This window comes from Paenibacillus sp. AD87, assembly GCF_001659845.1.
GTDB lineage: Bacteria > Bacillota > Bacilli > Paenibacillales > Paenibacillaceae > Paenibacillus > Paenibacillus marchantiae.
This window is the reverse complement of the sequence record NZ_LXQN01000007.1, coordinates 1,184,481-1,208,018: the sequence shown is the minus strand read 5'-3', so window position 1 is coordinate 1,208,018 and position 23,538 is coordinate 1,184,481. Positions and strand designations below refer to the sequence as shown.

The window sequence follows — 23,538 nt, the reverse complement described above, 5'->3', positions numbered from 1 at the left end:
TATGAAGAAGCAGGCAATCATATTTTGGACGTTCATCGCACTCGCTGCTATTGGAATCTTGACTAGGCTGGGAAGTGGAGGTTTATCCCAAATTATCATCCCCCTCGTCGTGTTCGGAGTTGTGTTCCTGCTCTATAAATATCCGCCCCACCGTTGGGCACGCAAGACATCATCACCGAAGATTAAACCATCTGCTAAAACCATGGCTAAAGTTAATGCACAGTCTGGTGCCCGAAAAAGTAGCGGTTCTTCCAAAAAACGCAAGGATTATCCTTTCCAAGTGATTCAGGGACAAAAGGGTAAAAGTGATGAAGACGTACCTAAGTATCACTAAAACGCTGATATCGGCGAAACACACAGAAAAGCAATTCTCCAAACATGCGGAGAATTGCTTTTTCATTTTTATACAGGAGTCAGCGGTGGTGTTTCCGCTTGTTTTTTTCTCAGTTCTCGTCTCTGTTTGTCCAGCTGCTCACCATATATCTTGGTATTCCATCCACTGAAAAATTCATTACCGGCGGTGACCCCAGATTGATATAATGCTGTACTGTCCTGTACGGAAAGGTGAAATTCTGTCGGTTTAATTCCAAGGGTAGGAATTTTCACAGTACGGAATCGATTAACCTGTTCGATATATCGCTCATCATGAGCAGTTAGCATCGTTTCAACCAATGCCTGAAGCATACTTAGAGGTCCTCTGATTCTAGCTGGCTCTCCTTCGGTTTTGCCAACCATTTTAAAACCGACTACAGGGATGAGATCTCCTCCTCGTTCTGTACGATCACCATCGAACAGCCAGAGCGGGAAATTGCTCAACAACGCGCCATCGACGATGTAAACAAACTGGTCCGCAAAACGTAATCCTTTGGACAGGATCGGGGATCTGCGAATGGCAACCGGGTCGAAGAAATAGGGGATACTGCAGCTCATACGTACAGCCTTGGCTACTTCCAGTTTCGAAGGTTCAATTCCGAATCGTTTGATATCGTCTGGAAGCACCAAAATAGTGCCGTTGGAAATGTCGGATGCAATGATTAGCAACTTACCTGGAGGCAGATCAGCAAACGTCCGAACTCCCTTTTTTTTCAGCATATCCCGAATCCAGCATTCCAGCGCTTCCCCAGAATATAGACCTTTCTTCAAAAACAGCCTTGCTGCGGGTCCGATCCACTTGGTATCAAATATGGGGGAACGTCGCAGTAACGAAGCAAAAGGCGTATTCTCGATAATGCCTTTCATCTCTTCCGCCGAATAGCCAGCCGCCAGCAAAGCAGCTACGATGGAACCCGAGGACGTGCCCGCTACCCGATTGAACTCAACACCGTGATCTTCTGCACCCTTTACGGCGCCGGCAAGCGAAATTCCCTTTACGCCGCCACCTTCAAATACTCCATTAATCAACACAATAAAACCCCCGTTCTCCAGGCAGTCCATGCTACTACTGCCACTGTATGAGAACAGGGGTTGGTCATATTACGTTAAAATGTTTTACAGTCCATAATAGGCTTTTAATTTGGCGATCAAGCCGAGCGGGTTTTTCGTCAGGTACTGTGAACTGAAGAAAATATCCCCTTTCACCGTATCATATTTCTCATTATATATAAGCTGATCAATGATTTCTTGGGATGTCTGCCACCCAATTTCCGGTGTGCCCAGTTTATAAGGAGAGTGACCAATGTACAATTTCACATCGGTATTTGCCACTTCATTGGCCCACCAGTCAACCACCTTGTCATATCGTGCTGCACTTAGTGTCATGCTCCAGTACACTTGGGGTGCAACATAGTCAATCCACTCCTGCTTGATCCAAGTCCGCACATCCGCATTCATGCTGTCATAAGCGGTTACTCCGGCTTTTGTATCAGAACCTGTCATATCAACTGATTTGTTACGCCATACACCAAATGGGCTAATGCCATATTCAACGCCAGCTTTCACCTTGTGGATGCTCTCTCCGAGCTGCTTGACGAATTGATTGATATTGTCCCGGCGCCATTCTGCACGGTCACTCGTATTCAATGTGTTGTATGCTTTGAAAGCCGCATCATCATTAAACGTTACATTGGAAGGATAGAAATAATCGTCCAAATGTACGCCATCAACATCATACTGATTAACCACTTCCATGATGGAATCAATAATATGCTGTCTCGCTTCCGGAATGCCTGGATTAATATACAGTTTGCCTGATGCGTTAACAATCCAGTCCGGATGAAGCTTGGATACATGATTGGCTGCAAGCCCAGTTGTCGTTGCCGAATTGGTAGCCCGGAACGGGTTGAACCAGGCATGGAACTCAAGGCCACGTTTGTGGGCTTCCTCGATCATAAATGCAAGTGGATCATACCCAGGATCTTTCCCCTGTGTGCCTGTCAGCACACTATTCCACGGTACAAGACCTGATGGATAGATCGCATCCCCATTGGCTCGCACTTGAACGAATACGGCATTGATCCCCATATCCTTCAACGTATCAAGCTGCTGAATGAACTCCAACTTTTGTTTTTCTACATTCCCTTTGGCACTAGATGAAGGCCAGTCTCCATTTACAGTCGAAATCCAGGCTCCTCGCATCTCATCCGTATTTGGCGTAGTTCCCGTGCCTCCAGGCTCTGCTGGTGTCACTGGAGTAGGATTGGGAGCATTGCCTGTGGCCAGATTAATCGTCTGCTCAGATTGGTTCCAGGTGACCTGAATTCCCAAGTTCTCACTGACAAATCGAATCGGTACCATGACGCGGCCTTGTTTCAGTTCTACTGATGCATCAAGATCAACCACGGCACTATCCACCGTTGCCTGCTGGAGTCCACTTGTCATCGTAATGACTGAATCGGATTTCTTGATCGTAACTGTGCGGGTAGCCTGTGACCAAAGCACAGATGCACCCAGTCCTTCGCTAATAACACGCAAGGGAACCATCGTTACATTTACTTTGGGCAAAATGTAAGGTGAAACATCCGACTCCAAACGCTGTCCATCCAAATAAATAACAATTTCCTTTTGACTAGCTGCCTGCGCCGTCAGTCCTGACGTTTGTAAACCCAGAACAAAAATGAACAGCAGGATCAATCCTTTACGAAGCTTCATCAGTGCAATCCTCCAAAATAATTATAAATTCGCGGCAAATTCTGCTAGTTTAATAGACGCTCCTAATGATTGTTAAGTTGCGAATAATCGCCAAATTTTGGTCAGAAAAATGCAAAAGGACGCTCCCTACCGCTTTAACGGCAGGTGCATCCTCTGATTTTGAATGGATATTCATTGTTATTTTTCAGGTGAGTCTGGCTTTGAAACCTTATGATTCTGTATTACTCATGACATCCTGAATACTTTTAAGATCACGCAGTCGATTCTCATCCTGGCGGAAATATTCAACCAAAGATTCGATGCAGGTAATGGAATCCCAGCTCAGATGGTGTTCAATTCCTTCAACATCCTGGTAAATATTTTCTTCCTGAACACCAATCGTCGTCAAAAACTGTTCAAGCAGATGATGGCGCTCCATCAACCGTTTGCCCATCTTTTTGCCTTTTGGCGTAAGCACCAGCCCGCGGTACTTCTCATAGATCAGGTACTCGTCTTTGTCCAGCTTTTGGATCATCTTCGTCACCGATGAAGGATGTACTTCCAAACCTTCAGCTATATCAGACACACGAGCATAGCCCTTTTCATCAATTAATTTGTATATACGCTCCAAATAATCTTCCATACTGGGCGTTGGCATCTGCTTCCCTCTCTTCTCTCTGACCGGCAATATTCTTGCCTGGTCACTATCTTATAATGATACATGTTATCAATACGCATTGGCAAGTCCTGCACAATTCATTCACTATTTACAGTCCATAAAACACTTCTCGGGGCTTGAATTCCTTCACCATTACGCAAGTATTGGCACGGGTTACTTATCTCTAAACGAGGCAAACTAAGCAGGTTCCGTATTGAAAGGAGTGATTTCGTGAGTACAAGTGTAGCGCAACCACCCGTTCGCAAAGCAAAAGGCACTAAACCCTTTATTCCCAATTTGGTGTATTTTGAACCCGGTGCGCTGGAATATGAGAAAGGTAAACGAATTATGGAATGGGTTACTTCCAGGGATATCCCATATCAGATGACGACATCCCATAATCGAATTACCAATCTCCCTGGTGAAACGGAACAGGAAAAGTACCGAATGGCGAAGCGTACCCTTGTCGTCGGTGTGCGTAAAACACTCAAGTTTGACCAATCGAAGCCTTCGGCCGAATATGCCATTCCCATCTCAACAGGTTGTATGGGCCACTGTCATTATTGTTATCTTCAAACGACTCTTGGGGCCAAGCCCTATGTCCGTGTCTATGTAAACACCGAAGAAATCATTCAGGCCGCCAAGGGATACATTGAGGAGCGCGCACCTGAACTTACCCGTTTTGAAGCAGCCTGTACATCTGATCCCGTAGGTCTGGAGCATATTACGGGAAATCTCGGTGACCTAATTCGTTTTATGGCGGATGAGGAGCACGGGCGACTTCGCTTTGTGACCAAATACCATCATGTTGATCCTTTATTAAACATCAAGCATAACGGACACACTCGAATCCGTTTCAGTGTGAATTCGGATTATGTGATCAAAAATTTTGAGCCAGCCACCTCACGGTTTGAAGAACGAATTGAAGCCGCAGGCAAAATAGCTCATGCGGGATATCCGCTCGGATTCATTATTGCCCCAATTATGTGGTACGACGGATGGGAAGAAGGATATAGCGAGCTTTTACAAAAGCTTGCCGATACACTTCCCGAAGAAGCAACCAAGGATCTAACCTTTGAGATGATCCAGCACCGTTTTACCAAAACGGCAAAAGCCACCATTGAGAAGCGATACCCCAAAACCAAGCTGGAGATGGATATCGAAAAGCGGAAAATGAAATGGGGCCGCTGGGGCCAGTACAAATATGTGTATAAGGATGATCAGCAGGATGCCCTGCGCGAGTTTATTACCGAGCGCATTTTTGAGCATTTCCCACTGGCCAACATTGATTACTTCACCTAAGCGTAGATCAGACACTTTTATTAAAGAGCTATTGATTAAAAAAGCAGGTTACATGAGTCCAGAATCGTTCTGGTTTCCATGTAGCCTGCTTTGTTCATTTAAAATAACCATTCAGTAAAAAAACACCACCGTTGCTGCGCTAGATAATCATCCAGTCTGGTGTAATTTGCTGTAGCCAGATCGTAATCTTCGTCATCTGATCCGTAAATAAAAGCACTCCGAGGAACAACATTAATGCGCCCCCGGCTTTCATCATGATATTGGAATAACGCAAGATCCATCGTGTAGAACCGATGAAAAAGGCCAGAATGAAGAACGGTAACGCAAATCCAGCTGTGTATCCCGTAATCAAAGCCAACCAGGTTGTTGGTTCGCTCGCAGCCATCGCGATGATGGCAGTCAAAATTGGTCCAATACAAGGTGACCAACCTGCCGAGAAACCAATGCCAAAAATAAAGGAGCCCAAGTAACCCGCTGGTTTCCATTTCATGTCCATCTTACGCTCTTTCATCAGAAACTGAGGTTTGAACAAACCAAGCAGGAATAAACCCATTAACATAATCAAAATCGCGGATAATTGACGAATGAGATCACGGTTATCATTGAAAAATTGGCCAAACAATCCGGCTCCCAGTCCGAGCGAATAAAACACAGCCGAGAAGCCCAAAATAAACGCCAGCGTATGAGTCAATGTCTTGAAGCGAACTTCACGCTGATTGCGCTCATCCTTCAACCGTTGTACCGTCATCCCCGTAATATAGGAAAGATACGATGGATACAGCGGAAGACAGCATGGCGATATAAACGAAGCTAATCCTGCTACAAAAGCCAGCCACACATTAACATCAGGCATGAAGCGGATATCTCCCTTCCCTGGGGGCTCACTTGCTCACGTTCAGACTCAGGCTCGGAACCCTTTTTTTCCAATCATCGTAAGAATCAGCATCATGATAAGCAAAAGTACAATTGTTGCTCCTGGTGCAAGGTTCCAGATCCCGGCCACAACCAGTCCAATGACCACGGCAATTTCGCCAATGACCACGGATAATATAATCGCCGATTTGAAACTTCGTGCCATCAGCAAGCTTACAGCTACCGGAATGGTAAGCAATGCCGATACCAGCAATGCGCCCACGATTTTGATCGCCGTACTAATGACAAGGGCTGTCATCACCGTAATCAGCATGTTAAGCAATTTCACAGGCAATCCGGTAACCGCTGCGGCATCCTCTTCAAAGCTGAGTAGGAAAAACTCCTTATGTAACAGTGCTACAACGACGACCACGATCAACGTTACCACACCAACCAGCTTCAAATCTGTGGAGTCCAGTGTATAAATACTGCCGAACAGGTAACTCATAACATCTGTATTATAACCTTTGCCCAGCGTGAAGAACAACGAAGCCAGCGCTACTCCACCGGACATGATGATCGCGATCGATAACTCGGCGTAACTCTTGTACGCCTTACGCAGTTTCTCTATTGCAAATGATGCGAGCACGGCGAAAATAAGCCCCACCGCAATCGGATACACTTCAATCAGGAATCCGAGTGCAACCCCGGCAATAGTAACATGAGACAGGGTATCCCCGATCATGGATAAACGGCGCAGCACCAAAAACAATCCGATCAACGGAGCGGTGATGCCGATCAGCAATCCCCCCGCCAGCGCCCGCTGAAAAAAATCACTCATTAAAATTTCCAAAACACACACGACTCCTTCGGCCTTGCTCTAATCTGGTTGCACTCGCTTCTAACGTACCTGGGTGGTGGTATGCTGCAAATTAGTCTCGGCACAATCTTCCACCTCATGGGAATGACGGACATGGAAATGAATTTTTCCGTTCGTCACCGCAGCTTTGGAACCGAGATAACTCTCCATCCGGTCCATATCATGTGAAACCATCAGGAATGTCATCCGGTGATGTTCATGCATATGGGTAATGAGTTCAAAAAAGCTGGCCTGGGATTCGGCATCGATACCTACCGTCGGTTCATCCAGAATCAGCAGATCAGGATGATTAATAAGCGCCCGTGCCAAAAACACACGCTGTTGCTGTCCACCGGACAGTTGTCCGATCCGTTTGTTCGCCAAATCCTCAATCCGCATCACTTGCATAGCATCTGTGCACTGCTGCTGACATTTACGGGACATTCGGCGGAACATATTCTTGTTGTTGTACAATCCAGACATCACGACTTCCCGTACCGTTGCAGGGAACAATGGGTTAAATGCATTCTTCTGCGGAACATAACCAATCCGTTCCCAATCCTTGAATCGGCGGATCGACTGTCCGAATAGCTTGATATCTCCCTCAGCTGGAGGCAAGAGTCCAACCAGCATTCGCAGCAATGTCGTTTTGCCCGCCCCGTTTGAACCGATAATACCGACAAAATCCCTTTCCTGGACCATAAAATCGAGATTTTCGATCACTCGCTGGTCGCCGTAGGAAAATGATAATTTATCGATCTCTATAATTGGATCATGACACAATGGCATGATTTGCTGCATGGCAAAGCCGCCCTTCATTATATATAAGGATTGCAAACGAATCCTTCAGTCTATCTTATTTTAATGCGATCAGCAGATTTTGCAAATTTTTCTCCATCAGGGTGAAATAATCATCCCCGTTGGTAGCCTGTTCTTTGGTTAAACCTTCTACCGGATTCAGGACCATTGTCTCTACACCCGCTTCATTGGCGAGGGTTTTCGCCAGTTTATCAGATACCAGCTCTTCGAAGAAAATGTATTTAATCCCTTCATCCTTCACCAACTTGGCCAACTTCACAATATCTTGACCTGTGGGTTCCGCATCTGGAGAAAGTCCCATAATAGCATGCTGGGTCAACCCATAATCACGTGCAAGATACCCAAAGGCTTGGTGTGATACGACAATTTCCTTATTTGGTACGTTGGACAATTCATCCGTAAAGTGCTGATCCAACGTTTCCAGCTTGGTCCGCAGCTCTTCGTAGCGTTGTTCATATCCTTCTTTATGTGCAGGGTCTACTTCAACCAGGCTGTTTTTAATATTCTCAGCCATTACCATTGCCGATTTTGGACTTACCCACGTATGAGGGTCCACATGATGGTTCGCAATGTCCTCTGCGTTAGCTTCATCTGCATGTTCGTCGCTATGTTCATCCACCTGTTCTTCACCATGACCGTGTCCATCATCACCTTCAGCAGTCAATAGAGTAACCCCTTCACTTACTGCAACTGACTTCACCTTGGTATCGCTATTCAGTGACTTCAGGAAGTTGGGTACCCATCCTTCCAGACCTGCACCATTGTATAGAAACAACTGCGCTTTGGATGTATTCACAATATCTTGACTCTTCGGCGTCCAGTCATGTGGTTCAACACCTGTTGGCAGCAAATTAATGACATTTGCATCTTCCCCACCAATTGTCGAAGTAAACGCATAGACAGGATAGAAGCTCGTAATCACATTCACTTTGCCTTCCACCAGCTTGGCACTCTCCGAATTATTCTGACCGCATGCCGACAATATGAGTAAACTAAGAACAAGCAGACCGCTTAGCAACAATTTCATATGCCTTCTTCTACCTGTCGCTAGAGTCCGGTTTACCTGGTCTAGATTTCTTCCATTATAAAGTTTCACTAGTATTCACTCCGCATCTCTTAATCGTAAACATTACTGAAAGAATTATAGGTAACCTGCTCGAACTTGTCAAGCCGCTCTGTCCTATTCATTCTTTCCTTGAGCACGGAGTTCATAACAGTATATGCTTGTTTTCTTCGCATCAGATCCGATTTCATCCCAAAATAAAAAGTGACCCGATTCTCATCGAGCCACCTTCTATTACAACTATATAAATCAAATCCTTGGTTACACGGTTAAAGTCCTATTTCACTTGTGCGCCATTAGGCATATTATCCGGTACCGTTGCCAGTGTAAGCTGGTCGCCATGGGATGCTGCCAGGATCATGCCCTGGGACAGTTCACCGCGCAATTTCACAGGCTTGAGGTTCGTAACACAGATGACTTTGCGTCCAACCATATCTTCAGGTGAATAAAACTTCGCGATTCCCGATACAACCTGACGTTGCTCATAGCCCAGATCCAGCTGCAACTTCAGCAATTTATCGGCTTTCTTGACCGGTTCACAGGCAATAACTTGAGCGACACGCAATTCCACTTTGGCGAAATCATCAATACCGATCTCTTCTTTGCCTTCTGGTGCTGAGACCGGTTGAGCGGCTTCAGAAGAGCCTCCAGCATCAGCTTGAGCTGCCTCAGGCTGCGCTTCAGCTTTTTTGCCTCCAGTCATCGCTTCAGCAATATAAGCAATCTCCTGTTCAGAGTCCAGACGTGGGAAGATCGGATCACCCTTATGCAAAGCGTTACCAGCCGGAATAACGCCCCATTGCTTCGCTGAATCCCAAGCCGTCAGTTCACCTTCCTGAATGCCGAGTTGTTCCCAGATTTTGCGCGGAGCACGTGTTAGGAACGGTTGCAAGAGGATGGAAGCAATCCGCAAGCTTTCAATCAGATGCGACATTACCGATGCCAGTTCGTTGCGTTTCGCTTCATCACGAGCCAGAGCCCAAGGCTGAGTCTCGTCAATATATTTGTTACTGCGGCTAACAAACTGACTGATCGCTGTCAACGCTACGGAAAATTGCAGATTTTCCATTGCCTGCTCCACTTTCTCCACAGCAGCAAGACCCGCTTCTTCAAGAGATGCATCAAATTCGGTCACACCAGAAGTAAACTCAGGTGCTTTGCCTTCGAAATATTTGTCCACCATGGCTACCGTACGGTTCAACAGGTTTCCAAGGTCATTGGCCAGGTCGGAGTTCACACGTTCTACAAAGCTTTCTGGAGTAAATGTACCATCTGAACCAAATGGAACTTCACGGAGCAGGTAATAACGCAGTGCATCCAGACCATAACGGTCAATCAAGGTTACCGGGTCAACGACATTACCCTTTGATTTGGACATTTTGCCGTCTTTCATCAACAGCCAACCGTGAGCGAATACTTTCTTCGGTAAAGGTAGGTCCAACGCCATCAGCATAATCGGCCAGTAAATCGTATGGAATCGAACAATTTCTTTCCCTACCAGATGTACGTCCGCAGGCCAGAATTTGTTGTAAAGCGATTCGTCGGATGATCCATAGCCCAGAGCTGTAATATAGTTAGACAACGCATCAATCCATACGTATACAACGTGTTTCGGATCGCCTTTAACTTTGACGCCCCATTCGAAAGTAGTCCGAGATACGGCCAAATCTTCCAGACCTGGCTTGATGAAGTTGTTGATCATTTCATTTTTGCGGGACTCCGGCTGAATAAAACCCGGATTCTCTTCGTAATATTTCAGCAAACGATCAGCATACTTACTCATCCGGAAGAAGTAGGATTCTTCTTTTACCAGCTCCACCGGATGCCCGCTATCCGGACTTTTAGCCGAGATAATCTCGCCTTTGTCATTCTTCTCCACATCAACCAGCTGGGTTTCCGTGTAATAGGTCTCATCCGGGATACTGTACCAGCCTTCGTACTCACCCTTGTAGATATCCCCTTGTTTCAACAAACGGTCAAAGATATCCTGAACCACTGTTTTGTGGCGCTCTTCCGTCGTACGAATGAAGTCGTCATTGGAAATGTCCAGTTTGTTCCACAGATCCTTGATGCCAACAACGATGTCGTCTATAAAAGCCTGCGGTGACTGCCCTTTCTCTTGTGCCTTGCGTTCAATCTTCTGCCCATGTTCATCGGTTCCTGTCAGATAGTGAGCAGCATAACCACGCAGACGTTTGTATCGAACCATGGCATCACCCGCGACAGTCGTGTACGCGTGCCCGATATGAAGTTTGTCACTCGGATAATAAATCGGTGTTGTCAGATAAAATGTTTTTTGATCAGCCATAGATGACTTCTCCTCCTTCATATAGTCGTGCTTTTTCATTGCATTTGTCTAAAAAAGAACACAAAAAACTCCCGTCCCTGTATGGGACGAGAGTTGCTCTCACGTGTTACCACCCAAATTCCCCGTGCTTTTCACAAACCACAGGCTCTGCCGGTCCTTCGACCGCCCATTAACGCTGGATCACGCCTCAGCCTTACGACAGCCGTTCTAATCAACGTCTGCACGCTCGAAAGAGGTTCCTCCGGGACCATATTCCATCCTCCTCCCAGACCGGTTCTCAGCTCATCCGGCTCTCTGCACTGGGGGTGTGTCTGTACTTATCCCTTCACTGGAAATCATTATACCAAAAATATACTGAAATACTGCCTCCTTTGTCAAGTGGACAGCAATCTTAAATCAACTCAAACCGGCAAAAAACGACCATTAGATCGTTAATCGGATACCATGACAGACTTTTCAGCCTTCGGTGGTACCAGATCCACTCCGCCTGGATGAAACGGATGGCATTTCGCAATACGTTTTGCCGCAAGCAGCGATCCTTTGAACGCACCGTGCACCTCAATCGCCTCCATCGCGTAAGCCGAGCATGTAGGATAGAAACGACACGTTGGCGGCTTCAATGGAGAGATATAGCTGCGATACACCCGAATGGGAGCCTGAACCAGTCTGCGAGATAACTTCATCGTCAGTGCTTCCCGTGAGTGTGCTGATGTCCGGATGACACTTTGGCTGGCATATGTTCGGCACAGTCCTTACAGTACCCGAAAACTTCAAATTTATGATCGACAACCTGGAATTGCTCAGGCGCATCTGCAAGCTGCATTGGGCAAAAAACGATTGGATATGTCTTCTGGCATTTCAGACAAATCATATGATGGTGATGGTGATCCTCGCTACAATGTGCTCTGAACTTCACCCCATCTTCAAAGATGACCTGCTCCAGCACACCCAATTCTTGCATGACACGCAAATTCCGGTACACCGTGTCAAAACTCAGTCCGCTGTAAGTCTTACCCATATATTCATAGACGTCCTTGGGTGTCAAATACCCAGGGGATTCAGCAAATAACCGGGCCAGTGTCTTCCGCTGATCCGTAATGCGGAGCCCCTGCGAGGACATGGTAGTAATAATCTGTTCTGTCGACAGCATGATCTAAAGCACCTCCTGTCATTCGAGCATTCTGCATAAATCCAAAGAGCGAATTCAATTCAGCAATACTTAGTTCGAAATGGTTTTATTCGTCTAGGTATTGTACCCGTTAGCCTGTGGAATCAAATTATGCAAATGCTGATACTTATGCTTGATTTATATACTACTAATAATGCCTTAAATGAAGATCATAGTCAACGAACGAACCTGAGCCCGCCGCTGCTTCAGACACAATTAAAAAGGACCCCATGAACATGGAGTCCTTTTCTGACGGTTCAGATGTTTAATCCTTCGGGCGACTTTTGGGGTGACAGGATATATAGCATATAAGCTTTCACTCCAAACCGTCCGTTCCTGATGAAAGGTGAAACAATTACTTCTCTGTCGGAAGCGGTGTGAACAGCAGGTTAACCGGCAAATTACTTCCCGGTGCTGCGGAGAACAGAATCGTTACACTTTGACCATAGGAACCTGTACGATAGAGTACACTTTGTTCATTTGGTGCGCTTACGGATTTGCCGTTCGAAATCTGAACAAGTTCTCCATTAACGAGCGCTACACCCGAGTATTTACCACCACGTGGGTTGAACGAGATCAATGTGCGTGGAGCCACATTGTTCAGTGTGATTTTGTACAGCACGCCAAAGTTACCCGCGTTGGAAGCATCTGTGTACGCCATTGGATCTGTCCCGACCAAATTCGGGTCACTTGCATTATCCCCCAGCGGCAAACGAGCAGGCTTCGAACCTACTTCTTGGTCATACGTAATGATACGGGTTGCATTCGGGTATGTTCCCCGGTTATGCACACCGTCACGATCCAGAACAGGCAGTGTGGACCATACAGCCATCGGATCTTTGCTTTCTTCAATCATGATAACGTTGTAATCCAGTTCATAATCGCTGAAGACATCCGAGTACAAGGAGATGACTTGACCCTGTTTCATAGGAAGAACACTCAAATCGGTCAGAATTAGCTTGCTCTCTCCAGGCTGGATGTACACTTTCTTTTGTCCAGTACCGTTCTGTATGGACTTGAACCAGCGATCAATGGACAGTTTACCTGCCGCAGTTGCTATTGGTGATGGACCTGCAAAACCCATGTTTTGCTGTTCAATAGATGCTGTATACGCATTGTTGTTTGTCGCAACAACATACATTTTCACGCTTTTACCTGTGTTGTTTACATGGTGAATCATGAAACGTGTTTGTCCAAAGGAAGATTCCTTATAAACAATACCTTCTGTATTAACGGTTTCCGGGCTGTTACTACGAATCAGCAAACTTGGCTCGTCGTAATAAGTGAAAGGTATTTTCTCCATCGATGGTACCCCACTACCATCGAAGCTGAACTTCTCACCTACTGGTGTAAACAACTGATTAAAATCAGACATGGTGTACAGCGTTTCACCTGTGATGTTAACCGTCTTGGTATAGCTGTTACTAGCACCATGTTTGTCCGTAACGGTAATTGTTACACTCTTAGGTCCCGGAACAAAGAATGCCAGAGCATTGTTTTCCCATTCAGTTTTCACAATGGCATTTTCATCATCGGTGCTTTGATCAATGTACGTGATCTTTTCACCCATTTTGTACTCTTCCTTGTCTGTCGTAAACATCGCTACAGGAGGAAGATTTAGTTTTTGCACCTGAATCTTTACAGCGTACGGGTCACTCCATTGTCCGCTCGAATCCTGGACAGCATACGTTACCGTATATGTACCTGGTTGGTCAAACGAATCCTGACGGCCAGTCCAACGCTCATCCACGATGTCCAGTCCCTTGGGAGAGCTCGATTTAGTGTTGTATGTTACCGTGTCTCCTGCAAAAATCTCTTTTTGTACCGTGAAGCTGGCTACCGGTTTGGAATTCAGGTTCAGTATAACAGTCTTGGCAGACTGATTAACTTTATAAGTAATGTTAAGTGCCTGAGTAATCGACGTCAGTGGCACCATGAACGTATTTTTTTGTTGATAGGCGGGGCCTTTCATCGTTCTGGCCTCACCGTTAACGGTGTAAACGCTACTATTCGTTTTGAAGCGAAGTTCATCTTCGCCGCTAATAATAATGGTTTCTTTGGTTGTATTGTCATATTTCACTTCATAACCAACCCGATCAACCAGTGCGCGGATCGCTACATAAGATACTCCATTTTTAACAGCCATCGGCTGTCCGGCAAGATATGTTTTTCCGTCTTGCACCATTTTGTTGCTGTTCATATAAAGTGTCAGATCTCCGCCCTTACTTCCGGCTATAGATTGACCGTTTGTAGATGGTTGCTCAACTTCAACTGGAGCCGTTGGAACTGTTGTTTCCTCCCCTGCATCCTCTTCATCAGCAGGGTCTGTATTAGGGTCAACCGGAGTAACATCTGTACCTGTAGGTTCATCTGTTACCGGGTTTGTTCCTTCGACTGCATTATTATCAGACTGTTTTGAGTCTGACCCGGACTTTACATCCGATTCCGCGATCGTTTGTTCTTTCTTCACAACCTCCACGGATTTAACATTGGCTGTATTTGTTGTTGTTGTATCACTTTGATCGGCTGCTAGTGCATTCGCTGGAATCGCTGCAAACGCTTGGAATACAGCTAAAGCGGTAAGTATGGATAATTTCTTCTTCAAATTCATTCTTTGTCTTTGGCTCCTTCTGCTCCCATTTTATAAATATCCCCCTCAAAAAGTCATACTATTAGACGCTTACTACCGGGAAAAGTTGCTAAAAATATTTGATAAGAATTGTAAACATTTAATAGAGCGAAAATACTATGAAAATAGTTATCTATTACACGTTCGACTTGGAGTGCAATCTGTATTAAAACCCGACGCATTTTCCAATAAAAAAATCCCTCCAGGACATGGTTGAATAAGCACCATGCCACAGAGAGATTTAGAGATTTAGAGATTTAGAATTTGCTAACGCAAACTGACAGGCAAGCGTCCTGTTGGCTGCAATTCACCTGTTAAGACGAGAGACAATGCACGAACCACTGCAGGAGTGTTCTCGTACGTACATATATAACTTCCCGGCGTCGGAATCTCCAATAGATCATATGGATTACGCAGAGCGACTACAATCAGGGAATACTTCTCACTAAGTTTTTGAACCAAATGATGTTGCCCTTTCGGAAGATGGCCTGCGGAAGTGTAAGTACATACGATGATTTGATCTTCCTCCGACACATTCTTCAGTATCTCGTCCGCTTCATCATAAGACGGCTGTGTCGTTATTTTGTGCTCCCGAACTCCGGCTCTAAGCTGCGATAACGCCACGCCAAGTGAATCTGTGTGAGACCATGGTTCATCCACTTCTGTCCGTTGCACAACTTCAGGCCAGATGACATAGACATTCTTCTCAGGGTCTAAGGGAAGCAACCCATCATTCTGAACCACAGTAATGCTATTGGAGGCAATCTCATCCAATCTGGATTCGTTGGAGGCCAACGACCTTGATGACTCATCCTTCTCTTTTGTTGCGAGAGTGCTCTCATCCTCATCAGATCCATCAGGTCCAGCATCATCTTCTTCCATGGAGACAAACGTATGCTCCCACTGACCACAACGCGCTGTCTTCCAAGAAATAATACGTTCCAATGCCTGGTTAATGATAGCTTCTTCAATTCGTCCAGTACGAACGGCTTCCACAACGGCTTCCACAGCAGAGACTTGATCTTGCAGTGTGTGACTGACCAGAATTAGATCAGCACCTGCCTCCACGGCACGAATAGCTGCTTCGGCCACACCATATGGCTTGGATATCGCATGCATTTCCAGACAGTCTGTAATAATAATGCCGTCAAAGCCCATTTCTTCGCGTAACAGCCCCGTTAACACTTTACGGGACAATGTAGCTGGAATCGGCTCCGGTTCAATCGCCGGGAAGATGACGTGAGCAGTCATGATAGCATCGACTCCTGCCTCAATAGCGCGACGGAACGGCAGTAGTTCCACCTGATCCAGTCTGTTACGTTCATGAGGTACAGTGACCATACCGAGATGCGAATCTACCGCTGTATCTCCATGTCCAGGAAAATGTTTGGCTGTCGCAGCAACACCTCGGGATTGATATCCTTTGATGGCTGCTGCACCATGAGCAGCTACGCTCTCTGCGTTCTCGCCATAGGAGCGCACGCCGATGACCGGGTTAAGAACGTTATTATTCACATCCAACACTGGAGCAAGGTTCATATCGATACCGATGCTTTTTAACTCTTGACCTAGAATCTGTGCGCATTCAAGGGTATATTCCGGATTCCCCGTTGCTCCAAGCGCCATGTTTCCAGGTACCTGGGTAACTCCCTCTTTGTCAATCCGGGCCACCATCCCGCCCTCCTGATCCACGGAGATCATCAGAGGTAAATCCCCGGCTTCAGCGGCAATTGCTTGCAAGTCTGCAGACAGTCGATTGATCTGGTCTACACTTTCCACATTCCGTCTGAAATAAATGACGCCTCCGACATGATAATCACGGATCAGTCGATTGACCTGTTCATCCGCATGCTGTCCATGGAATCCACACATAAACATCTGTCCTACCCGCTGTTCCAACGAAAGCTGATCGATCGAATTCATACGCATGCTTTCCTCCCCATTATGAACCTGCTCTTTGGTTTGACCTGAATTCTGATGGTTTCATGTGAAAATGTTTATGGAACACTTTGGAGAAATATCGCCGCTCCTTATACCCCGTTGCTTCTCCAATGGCTGTGATACTCCATTCCGTTGTACTTAATAATAAGGCTGCGCTCTCCATCCGCTTATGGGTCATATATTCAACAAAGGTTACGCCCATCTGGTTTTTGAAAAGCTGACAAAAGTAACCTGGACTGATGCCCAGCCAATCAGCTACCTCATCAATACCCAGATCACATTCCAGTCTGGCGTTCATATACTCGCACGCAGAACTGATCAACTCAGACACAGAAGGGCGAGGTACGCTTTTCTTATCATGACAAACATAAGCAAGTGCTTCAGCCAATTCGATTAATTCCTTGATGGAGGTTGCTGAATGCAATGCACTCCAGAAATGCATTTCGTCTTGTTCAGCCATGACATGTACTTCGCGCAATTCACGAAGCATATGTACAAGCAGAAAACGCAGGCTGTTTTCGGCTACGCCCTCCAGCGCACTCTTATGCTCGCTCATCCGATGTTTCAGCATAACGAGCAGGTCAATCAATCCCTGTTTATTTCCCTGCCTGATCCAGCGGGTAATCAAGTCCAAATCCTCTTTTGTAATCCACATCGTTGCCCTTCTGGAAGGTTCTTTAGATGACTCTATTAAGTGATCAGCAGAATCTTTTCCCAGCTCATCGCTGCGCTGATTAGAATCATTCATGATCAGCAATCGCTGACAGTGCCGGTATCGCTCAGCCATCTGATCATCCAGTTTCACAGGCATAACATCCTGAATGACCCTTGTCTTCATACCTGAACCGGGCTCAAATGTCGCATCTAATTCCATCTGAACCTGTTGAGCCAATGCATCTGCCCGCAGTCTCCATTCATCTGATGCCTCCACCAACATGCACCATTCTCCCTTACGGGCCGAAATCAGCAGAGTTCCTTCACAGATCCGGTCTGTAATCTCCCTAAGTCTGGAACGGATCATTCCATGCCAGCTTCGGTGCCGGGTCCCAGACCATCCGATCGAATGTTTGAAATATCCCGAAACATCGATAAGCAGCAGGATATACCGTAACGAGGATGCATGTTGTTCCGGGGAAGAAGGAGGAAAAGAAAATAACGAATCTTCCTCTTTTCGCATCAGGTCAATGATATGTTTGTGCTTTACCCATACTTCCATCTCCGATTTGCGGTGGCGTTCAGCCTCCACTTCCAACCGTTTCTTCTGAATCTGACTAGCAAGCTCACGCAATTTATGTTCCAGATCCAGGTAATCGATTGGCTTGCATATGTATTCATGGACATTGTAACGGATGGCCGTACGGGCATACTCGAACTGCTGATATCCTGTCAGCAAAATAATCTCACAAGTTTCACCTTGTTCCCGTAATATTCGAATCAGTTCCAGACCATCCATGGAGGGCATACGAATATCACATAACATGATGTCAGGATGGCATTCTGCAACTTTGTCCAGTGCTTCTGACCCACTTCTAGCCGTACCCACAATTTCAATGCCCATGTCTTCCCATGGCAAAATAAAACTCAAATTCTCCAAAATCGGCAGCTCATCGTCAACCAGCAACGCGGTTAGATTCATTCATCTTCCCCCTGCTCATATTGTGGAATAATACATTGAATGATGGTGCCATGTCCCGGAGATGAACATATAAACACCCCGTATCCGGCCCCATATTGAATCCTTATCCGATCTGCAACACTTCTTAAACCCAGCCCTCGACGCTCTGCCATTGAAGACAGTGGCTTCGTTCCCTCAGCTATGATGTATTCAGGCGGGTCTTCTGCCATATATTCGAATCGAGCCAACATTTCCTGGGGAATACCGATCCCATTATCCTCAACTCGCAACACCAGGTTATTCCGTTCTACAAATGCACTGATCCGAATTACACCCTGATATTCAATTCCCTCGAACCCATGCTGGATACTATTTTCCACAAGAGGTTGGAGGGTAAGCTTGAGCATAGATGAGGTGTACAGATGAGATGGAATGTCTATCTCATACCGGAACAAATCACTGAACCTGTAATGTTGGATCTCAAGATAACTCTGCAAGTGCCTTAATTCCTCACTGAGCGAAATCTCCTCCTGATCCTGGATACTGATGCGCAGCATATTGCCAAGACGTGTCACCATTTCACTTACTTTACGCCCTTCTCCCCTCATGGCTAGTCCGTTAATGGATTCCAGCGTATTAAATAGAAAATGAGGTTTGATCTGGGCTTGAAGCACACGCAGTTCTGCCTTGGCCTTCTGTTCCTGCTCAGCACTCACACGTCGGAACAGACCTCCGATTCGATCCAGTAATTCATTGAACCCTTGGGCGAGTATTTGCATCTCGTCAAAGCCACTTCCTTCGACCCGAGCATTAAAGTCCCCGTCATCTACACGCCTCATGAATCGTACCAGTACCGCAATATTGCCGGTAATCCGGTTCATGAAGAACACATTGAAAACCATCGCAGCAAGCAGACACAGCAGAATGATAATAATCGACCAGCCTGCGAACACATTCGTCTCTGCCGATAACGCCTCCCATGAAGCGACACTGACCAGACTCCAATTATAGTTTTTCAGATGATATTGTGAAATGATGCTTTCACTGCCATCGAACACTGCTCTGGTGCTACTGAACCCCGGTCCGTAAATTCCAGAACGCACACCCAGATTCTCCATCTTCTCTCCGCTGTAACGTCCGGAAGGATCGTATACGATCAGACCCTCTTCATTGATCAGCAAGAACGAAGTATCCTGTGCAGGATCACTTATCTGCAGATGGCGGAAGATACGGTCCATCTCCCCTTTTTTAATCTGAACCACCAGGACCCCAATATTCTGAAAATAACTGAGTTCCTTGACTAACCGAATCTGAGTAAAGACAGGTTCTACGCCCGTCAGTTCAGGATATTCCAGAGGGGCCAGCCATTTGGGAACGCCGTTGAGTTCCTGGATTTCTTTGAATATTGGATGAACTTTAAATTGTTGAAAAGGAAGCGCTTGAAAATTTTCTTTCGTAAATATAGAAACAATCTGGTTATCCTGAGACGAACGCGAACGCAAATCATACAAGAAGGCATAACTAATGAACGGGTAGTTGTATAAAAGGGAACGGAAATTTCGCTGGCTGGCATTCAGCGACAATTGATTACCGGTTCCAAGATCCTGTTTGCTCGGATCTTTGGCGTTCAATGCCATCTGGAACACCGATGTGGCAATGCCGTTGTCTGTGACATTGTTGATCTGCTGAAAAACATTCTCAATATTATAGCTAATCGCCTGGAGTGCATATTCAGACTGCTGATTGTATTTTTTCTCAATCGTATGTGATGTGACCAAGAACATGCCGATTCCAAGCGTGCACATCGGTACAATGATGAGCAGCAGAAATGCCATGGCCAGCTTCATCCGCAAGTTCATTTCCCGTTCTCCCTATATAACGCATCGTTAATTAACCTTTAACACTACCTGCCGTTACGCCTTCAATGATTTTCTCTTGCAATATGGCGTAGATCACAACAACCGGTACAACACTGTATACAATGCCTGCTGACATCTGGGCATAATTCATTTGATACTGATCACGAAACTGGACCATGCCGACAGGCAGTGTACGCAGTTTATCGGTGGATAAGAAATAGTTGGCGAGTAAAAATTCGTTCCAGTTGCCGAGGAAATTCACGATAAACACCGTAACAATGGCTGGAACTGTAAGGGGTATCACTATTCTAGCAAAGATACCCGGAGCCCTCAACCCATCCATAACCGCGGCTTCCTCAATTTCTCCAGGGAGCGACCGCATAAAAGCAGCCAAAATAATAATCGTGAACGGAATTGCATTCGCAACATAAGGAATGATCAGCGCCAAATGAGTATCCAAAATGCCGAGCTTGCGGACAAGCAAATAAATCGGCAGCATGAGCGCATTGTTTGGAATCAGCATGCCCGCCAGAATGAGGCTGTACAGTAACATGCTCCATTTGCGGTGTCTCATCCGCGTTATAGCAAAAGCAAACATGGCACCAAGCACAATCGTTCCGACTGAGGACAAGACCGAAATGTACATACTGTTCCAGAAATACGTTCCAATCTTGGCATTTACCCAAGCCTCTACGTAGTTATTAAACACCCAAGTGGAGGGCAGACCGAACGGATTCAATGCAATTTCGTTGTTATCCTGCTTGAATGAAGAAAAGATTACGAATAAAAAGGGAAACAGAATCGCAAGTAGATACAACATCAACAAAACATGAGGTATACTGCCTTTTATGTTCTTTACCATCAATATTCCACCCTTTCGTTGCGTCTCGCCACCAGCAACTGATATACCGCGGTGAGCACAAGCGTCAGAGCAAAGATCAGAACCGCAATCGTATTGCCATAACCGTATTTAAAATTGGTAATCGCGTATTTGATCATATACGTGGCAAGCACTTCGGTAGAGCCTGCAGGTCCACCTTTGGTCATAACCAGAACAATATCAGCTGCCTTCATCGCCCCGGCAATGGACAACATAATGACGACGGAAATGATAGGTCTGATAAGTGGCAATGTAATTTTGAATGCTCTTTGTACGGCTGTTGCTCCATCAATGGCTGCCGCTTCATCCAAATCCTTGGGAATAGCCAGAATGGCCGCCAAGACCATGACAATATAGAATCCCGTCCACTGCCAAGCATTGGTTACGAGAATGGATATCATTGCGAACCGATTATCGGAAAGCCAATAGACCGGGGAGATACCTACGGTTTCAAGTAACTGATTCAACAGGCCGATGTTAGGCTCATAGATGAATCCCCACAGAATACCGATGACGGCCGTTGACATAATAGACGGCAAAAAGACGGCTGTTTTGTACAATCCCTTCAATTTCTTTACGTTCGCAATGAGCAGGGAAAACAGCACAATGAGAGGCACCTGGATCAAAACAGAAAATGCGATAAAGAAACCGTTATTGCGAGTTGAAATCCAAAAACGTTCATCTGTCAATGCTTTTGCATAGTTGGACAGTCCCACAAAACGCGGCTCTGCGGATACACCGTTCCAACTGGTCAGACTGTAATAGAGTGAACTGCCGATAGGATACAGGAAAAACATGATAAACAAGATCAGTGCCGGCAACACAAACAACGTATAGATCAGCGGGCTGCGGAGTGAAGTATTCATGATCTACCTCCTTCAGTGACTTCAACTTCTTATGCTCATATCTAGAGCAGATTCCTCAGCAGTGTAATTCTTTAGATAGGACCAAGGGTTTTACCCCGGCAGTGTTCCAACCGGGGTAAACCAGCATGGTGTTAGCAGGTACGTTTCTTTGCTTGATAGATCGCTTATTCTACTGAAGCATTAGCCTCTTCCTGAACCTTTTGCAATTCTTCGGCCATTTTTTCTGGTGTCGTCTGTCCACCAACCAGCTTCTGAATTTGCAGGTTGCCGATCTCTGTCGTAACATCAGCTTGAACGAGTGCATCAAATGCCGGGAACGAAGTCTGCGATGCATTCAGAACAGCTACGATTTCTTTCATCAAATCGTCGGTGATGCTGTCAGTCAGCACTTTTTCATCCAGTTTCATCGCTGGTAACACACCGTCTTCTACGAGCCCACGTACTTGCATATCTTCGTTGTAGAAGTTTTTGATAAAGGCTTTAACAGCCGCCAACTTCTGCGGGTCATCCGCAGCCGCTGCGGAGAAACCGTATCCATTATTGACGTCACGCATCAGGGCTGTCTGATCTCCTACACCGTTCTCTACCGGAGGCATATTGAAGAAACCAACTTTGCCAATGAGCGACTCCCCGCTCTGTCCTTCCTTGAATACAGACGATTTCCACGTTCCGTCATACATCAGAATCGCTTCACCGCTCGTAAATTGAGTCGTATATTCAGCATATTCATAACCAAGCTCGCCTTTTTTGAAGTAACCTTTATCCACCCATTCCTTATGCTTCGCAAATCCTGCGACAACGCCTGGATCAGTCCACTTCGCTTCGCCTGTAGCAAACTTCGCCGTAATATCAGGTCCAGCGTAACGGGACCACAGATGGTTCGTTAACATGAGTGGAACCCAGCCTGCTTTGGAAGCAGAAGCAAGTGGCACCTTGCCATCAGCCTTGATCTCAGCGAGCATATTATCCAGCTCAGCCATTGTTGAAGGCGCTTTCCAACCTTTTTTCGTAAAATACTCTTTATTGTAGAAGAATCCTTCACCCGATCCCCCAATAGGCAGTCCGTACACTTTGCCTTCATAGGTGAAAGGTTCAAGCGATGAAAATTGGTCCTGAATGCCCAGCTCTTGCAAGATCGGAGTGAGATCCAACAACATGCCTTCTTTAGCATATACTTTGGAGTCTGGACTACCGAACAATTCGAAGATATCCGGCGGATTGCCTGCTGCCATCTCACCACGAAGTTTCTCCTTACGGTTTACATCGGATTCAACTCCGTCCAGTGTAAAGGTCAGGTTGGGTACTTCGCTCTCCACTTTGGCCACAACGTCCTGCAGAATGGCCAGCCTTTTTTGTTTGTCGGCACCCACCTGAGTGTGACGGAGAAGCATCTCAACCGGTTCCTTGCTTGTCTCCGCAGGCGCATTGCCTGCTCCCTTTTGTGGTTCGTTAGTTGAGCTCGAACAACCTGCCAATGTCCATGATGTGATAAGTAATAATGAAAGCAGTAATGTCATTCCTTTTTTCATTCGTATGACCCCCCTCAAGATATTGAGCATTTGGCTTTACACTCTGATTATAAAAAGTAAGAGCTTACATCGTAAGGATGACAATTCATCAATGGAGGGATAAAATCCTTCACTGGACAAATAA

General features: G+C 45.9%; 19 protein-coding genes. 2 read left to right on the top strand and 17 right to left on the bottom strand.

The genetic code is table 11. The features are described 5' to 3' along the window. Position 1: 1 nt before the first annotated feature. The gene (locus gpAD87_RS05465) at positions 2-334 is read left to right on the top strand and encodes a hypothetical protein (RefSeq protein WP_064636718.1); all 333 of its coding nucleotides are present in this window, start codon (positions 2-4) and stop codon (positions 332-334) included. Between the two features lie 68 nt (positions 335-402). On the opposite strand, the gene gpAD87_RS05460 is transcribed toward gpAD87_RS05465, so the two are convergent. The 3 genes from gpAD87_RS05460 to mntR form a co-directional block, all read right to left on the bottom strand. After that, complete coding sequence (locus gpAD87_RS05460; RefSeq protein WP_064640760.1) at positions 403-1,404, bottom strand: patatin-like phospholipase family protein; 1,002 nt, start codon at positions 1,402-1,404, stop codon at positions 403-405. 84 nt (positions 1,405-1,488) lie between these two features. Continuing rightward, entirely contained in the window at positions 1,489-3,087 is a 1,599-nt protein-coding gene (locus tag gpAD87_RS05455) for a family 10 glycosylhydrolase (protein WP_064636716.1), read from the bottom strand. Positions 3,088-3,295: 208 nt separating this feature from the next. Next, entirely contained in the window at positions 3,296-3,724 is a 429-nt protein-coding gene (gene mntR, locus gpAD87_RS05450) for a transcriptional regulator MntR (protein ID WP_063565683.1), read from the bottom strand. Between the two features lie 231 nt (positions 3,725-3,955). On the opposite strand from mntR, the gene splB reads away from it, so the two are divergent. Further along, positions 3,956-5,026, top strand: a complete 1,071-nt coding sequence (splB, locus tag gpAD87_RS05445; protein WP_064636714.1) for a spore photoproduct lyase — start codon at positions 3,956-3,958, stop codon at positions 5,024-5,026. Between the two features lie 139 nt (positions 5,027-5,165). Here splB and gpAD87_RS05440 read toward each other — a convergent pair whose 3' ends face one another. The 14 genes from gpAD87_RS05440 to gpAD87_RS05375 form a co-directional block, all read right to left on the bottom strand. Next, on the bottom strand, positions 5,166-5,879 hold the full coding sequence (locus gpAD87_RS05440; protein WP_024631017.1) for a cytochrome c biogenesis CcdA family protein: 714 nt from the start codon (positions 5,877-5,879) through the stop codon (positions 5,166-5,168). A gap of 48 nt (positions 5,880-5,927) precedes the next feature. Then, positions 5,928-6,731, bottom strand: coding sequence for a metal ABC transporter permease (locus gpAD87_RS05435; protein ID WP_063565681.1), 804 nt, complete (start codon positions 6,729-6,731; stop codon positions 5,928-5,930). 48 nt (positions 6,732-6,779) lie between these two features. Beyond that, positions 6,780-7,538 (bottom strand): metal ABC transporter ATP-binding protein, encoded by a 759-nt coding sequence (locus gpAD87_RS05430; RefSeq protein ID WP_063565680.1) that lies wholly within the window; start codon positions 7,536-7,538, stop codon positions 6,780-6,782. 55 nt (positions 7,539-7,593) lie between these two features. After that, positions 7,594-8,583, bottom strand: coding sequence for a metal ABC transporter solute-binding protein, Zn/Mn family (locus gpAD87_RS05425; RefSeq protein ID WP_064636712.1), 990 nt, complete (start codon positions 8,581-8,583; stop codon positions 7,594-7,596). A gap of 313 nt (positions 8,584-8,896) precedes the next feature. Continuing rightward, positions 8,897-10,966 (bottom strand): methionine--tRNA ligase, encoded by a 2,070-nt coding sequence (gene metG, locus gpAD87_RS05420; RefSeq protein ID WP_269453491.1) that lies wholly within the window; start codon positions 10,964-10,966, stop codon positions 8,897-8,899. Positions 10,967-11,358: 392 nt separating this feature from the next. Beyond that, the gene (gene yidD / locus gpAD87_RS05415) at positions 11,359-11,610 is read right to left on the bottom strand and encodes a membrane protein insertion efficiency factor YidD (protein WP_024631022.1); all 252 of its coding nucleotides are present in this window, start codon (positions 11,608-11,610) and stop codon (positions 11,359-11,361) included. Positions 11,611-11,612: 2 nt separating this feature from the next. Further along, positions 11,613-12,077, bottom strand: coding sequence for a Fur family transcriptional regulator (locus tag gpAD87_RS05410; protein WP_064636708.1), 465 nt, complete (start codon positions 12,075-12,077; stop codon positions 11,613-11,615). A 373-nt stretch (positions 12,078-12,450) separates the two neighbouring features. Continuing rightward, on the bottom strand, positions 12,451-14,706 hold the full coding sequence (locus gpAD87_RS05405; protein ID WP_064636706.1) for a stalk domain-containing protein: 2,256 nt from the start codon (positions 14,704-14,706) through the stop codon (positions 12,451-12,453). Positions 14,707-14,991: 285 nt separating this feature from the next. Further along, positions 14,992-16,653 (bottom strand): beta-N-acetylhexosaminidase, encoded by a 1,662-nt coding sequence (gene nagZ, locus gpAD87_RS05400; RefSeq protein ID WP_064636704.1) that lies wholly within the window; start codon positions 16,651-16,653, stop codon positions 14,992-14,994. Positions 16,654-16,666: 13 nt separating this feature from the next. Continuing rightward, positions 16,667-18,301, bottom strand: coding sequence for a response regulator (locus gpAD87_RS05395; RefSeq protein WP_064636702.1), 1,635 nt, complete (start codon positions 18,299-18,301; stop codon positions 16,667-16,669). After that, a complete protein-coding gene (locus gpAD87_RS05390) occupies positions 18,298-20,139 on the bottom strand; it encodes a cache domain-containing sensor histidine kinase (RefSeq protein ID WP_064636700.1) in 1,842 nt (613 codons plus the stop codon). Before gpAD87_RS05390 ends, gpAD87_RS05395 begins: the two co-directional genes overlap by 4 nt. A gap of 31 nt (positions 20,140-20,170) precedes the next feature. Continuing rightward, complete coding sequence (locus gpAD87_RS05385; RefSeq protein WP_063565672.1) at positions 20,171-21,001, bottom strand: carbohydrate ABC transporter permease; 831 nt, start codon at positions 20,999-21,001, stop codon at positions 20,171-20,173. Next, complete coding sequence (locus gpAD87_RS05380; protein WP_063565671.1) at positions 21,001-21,885, bottom strand: carbohydrate ABC transporter permease; 885 nt, start codon at positions 21,883-21,885, stop codon at positions 21,001-21,003. Before gpAD87_RS05380 ends, gpAD87_RS05385 begins: the two co-directional genes overlap by 1 nt. Before the next feature lie 164 nt (positions 21,886-22,049). Further along, the gene (locus tag gpAD87_RS05375; protein WP_064636698.1) at positions 22,050-23,414 is read right to left on the bottom strand and encodes an extracellular solute-binding protein; all 1,365 of its coding nucleotides are present in this window, start codon (positions 23,412-23,414) and stop codon (positions 22,050-22,052) included. Positions 23,415-23,538 lie beyond the last annotated feature (124 nt).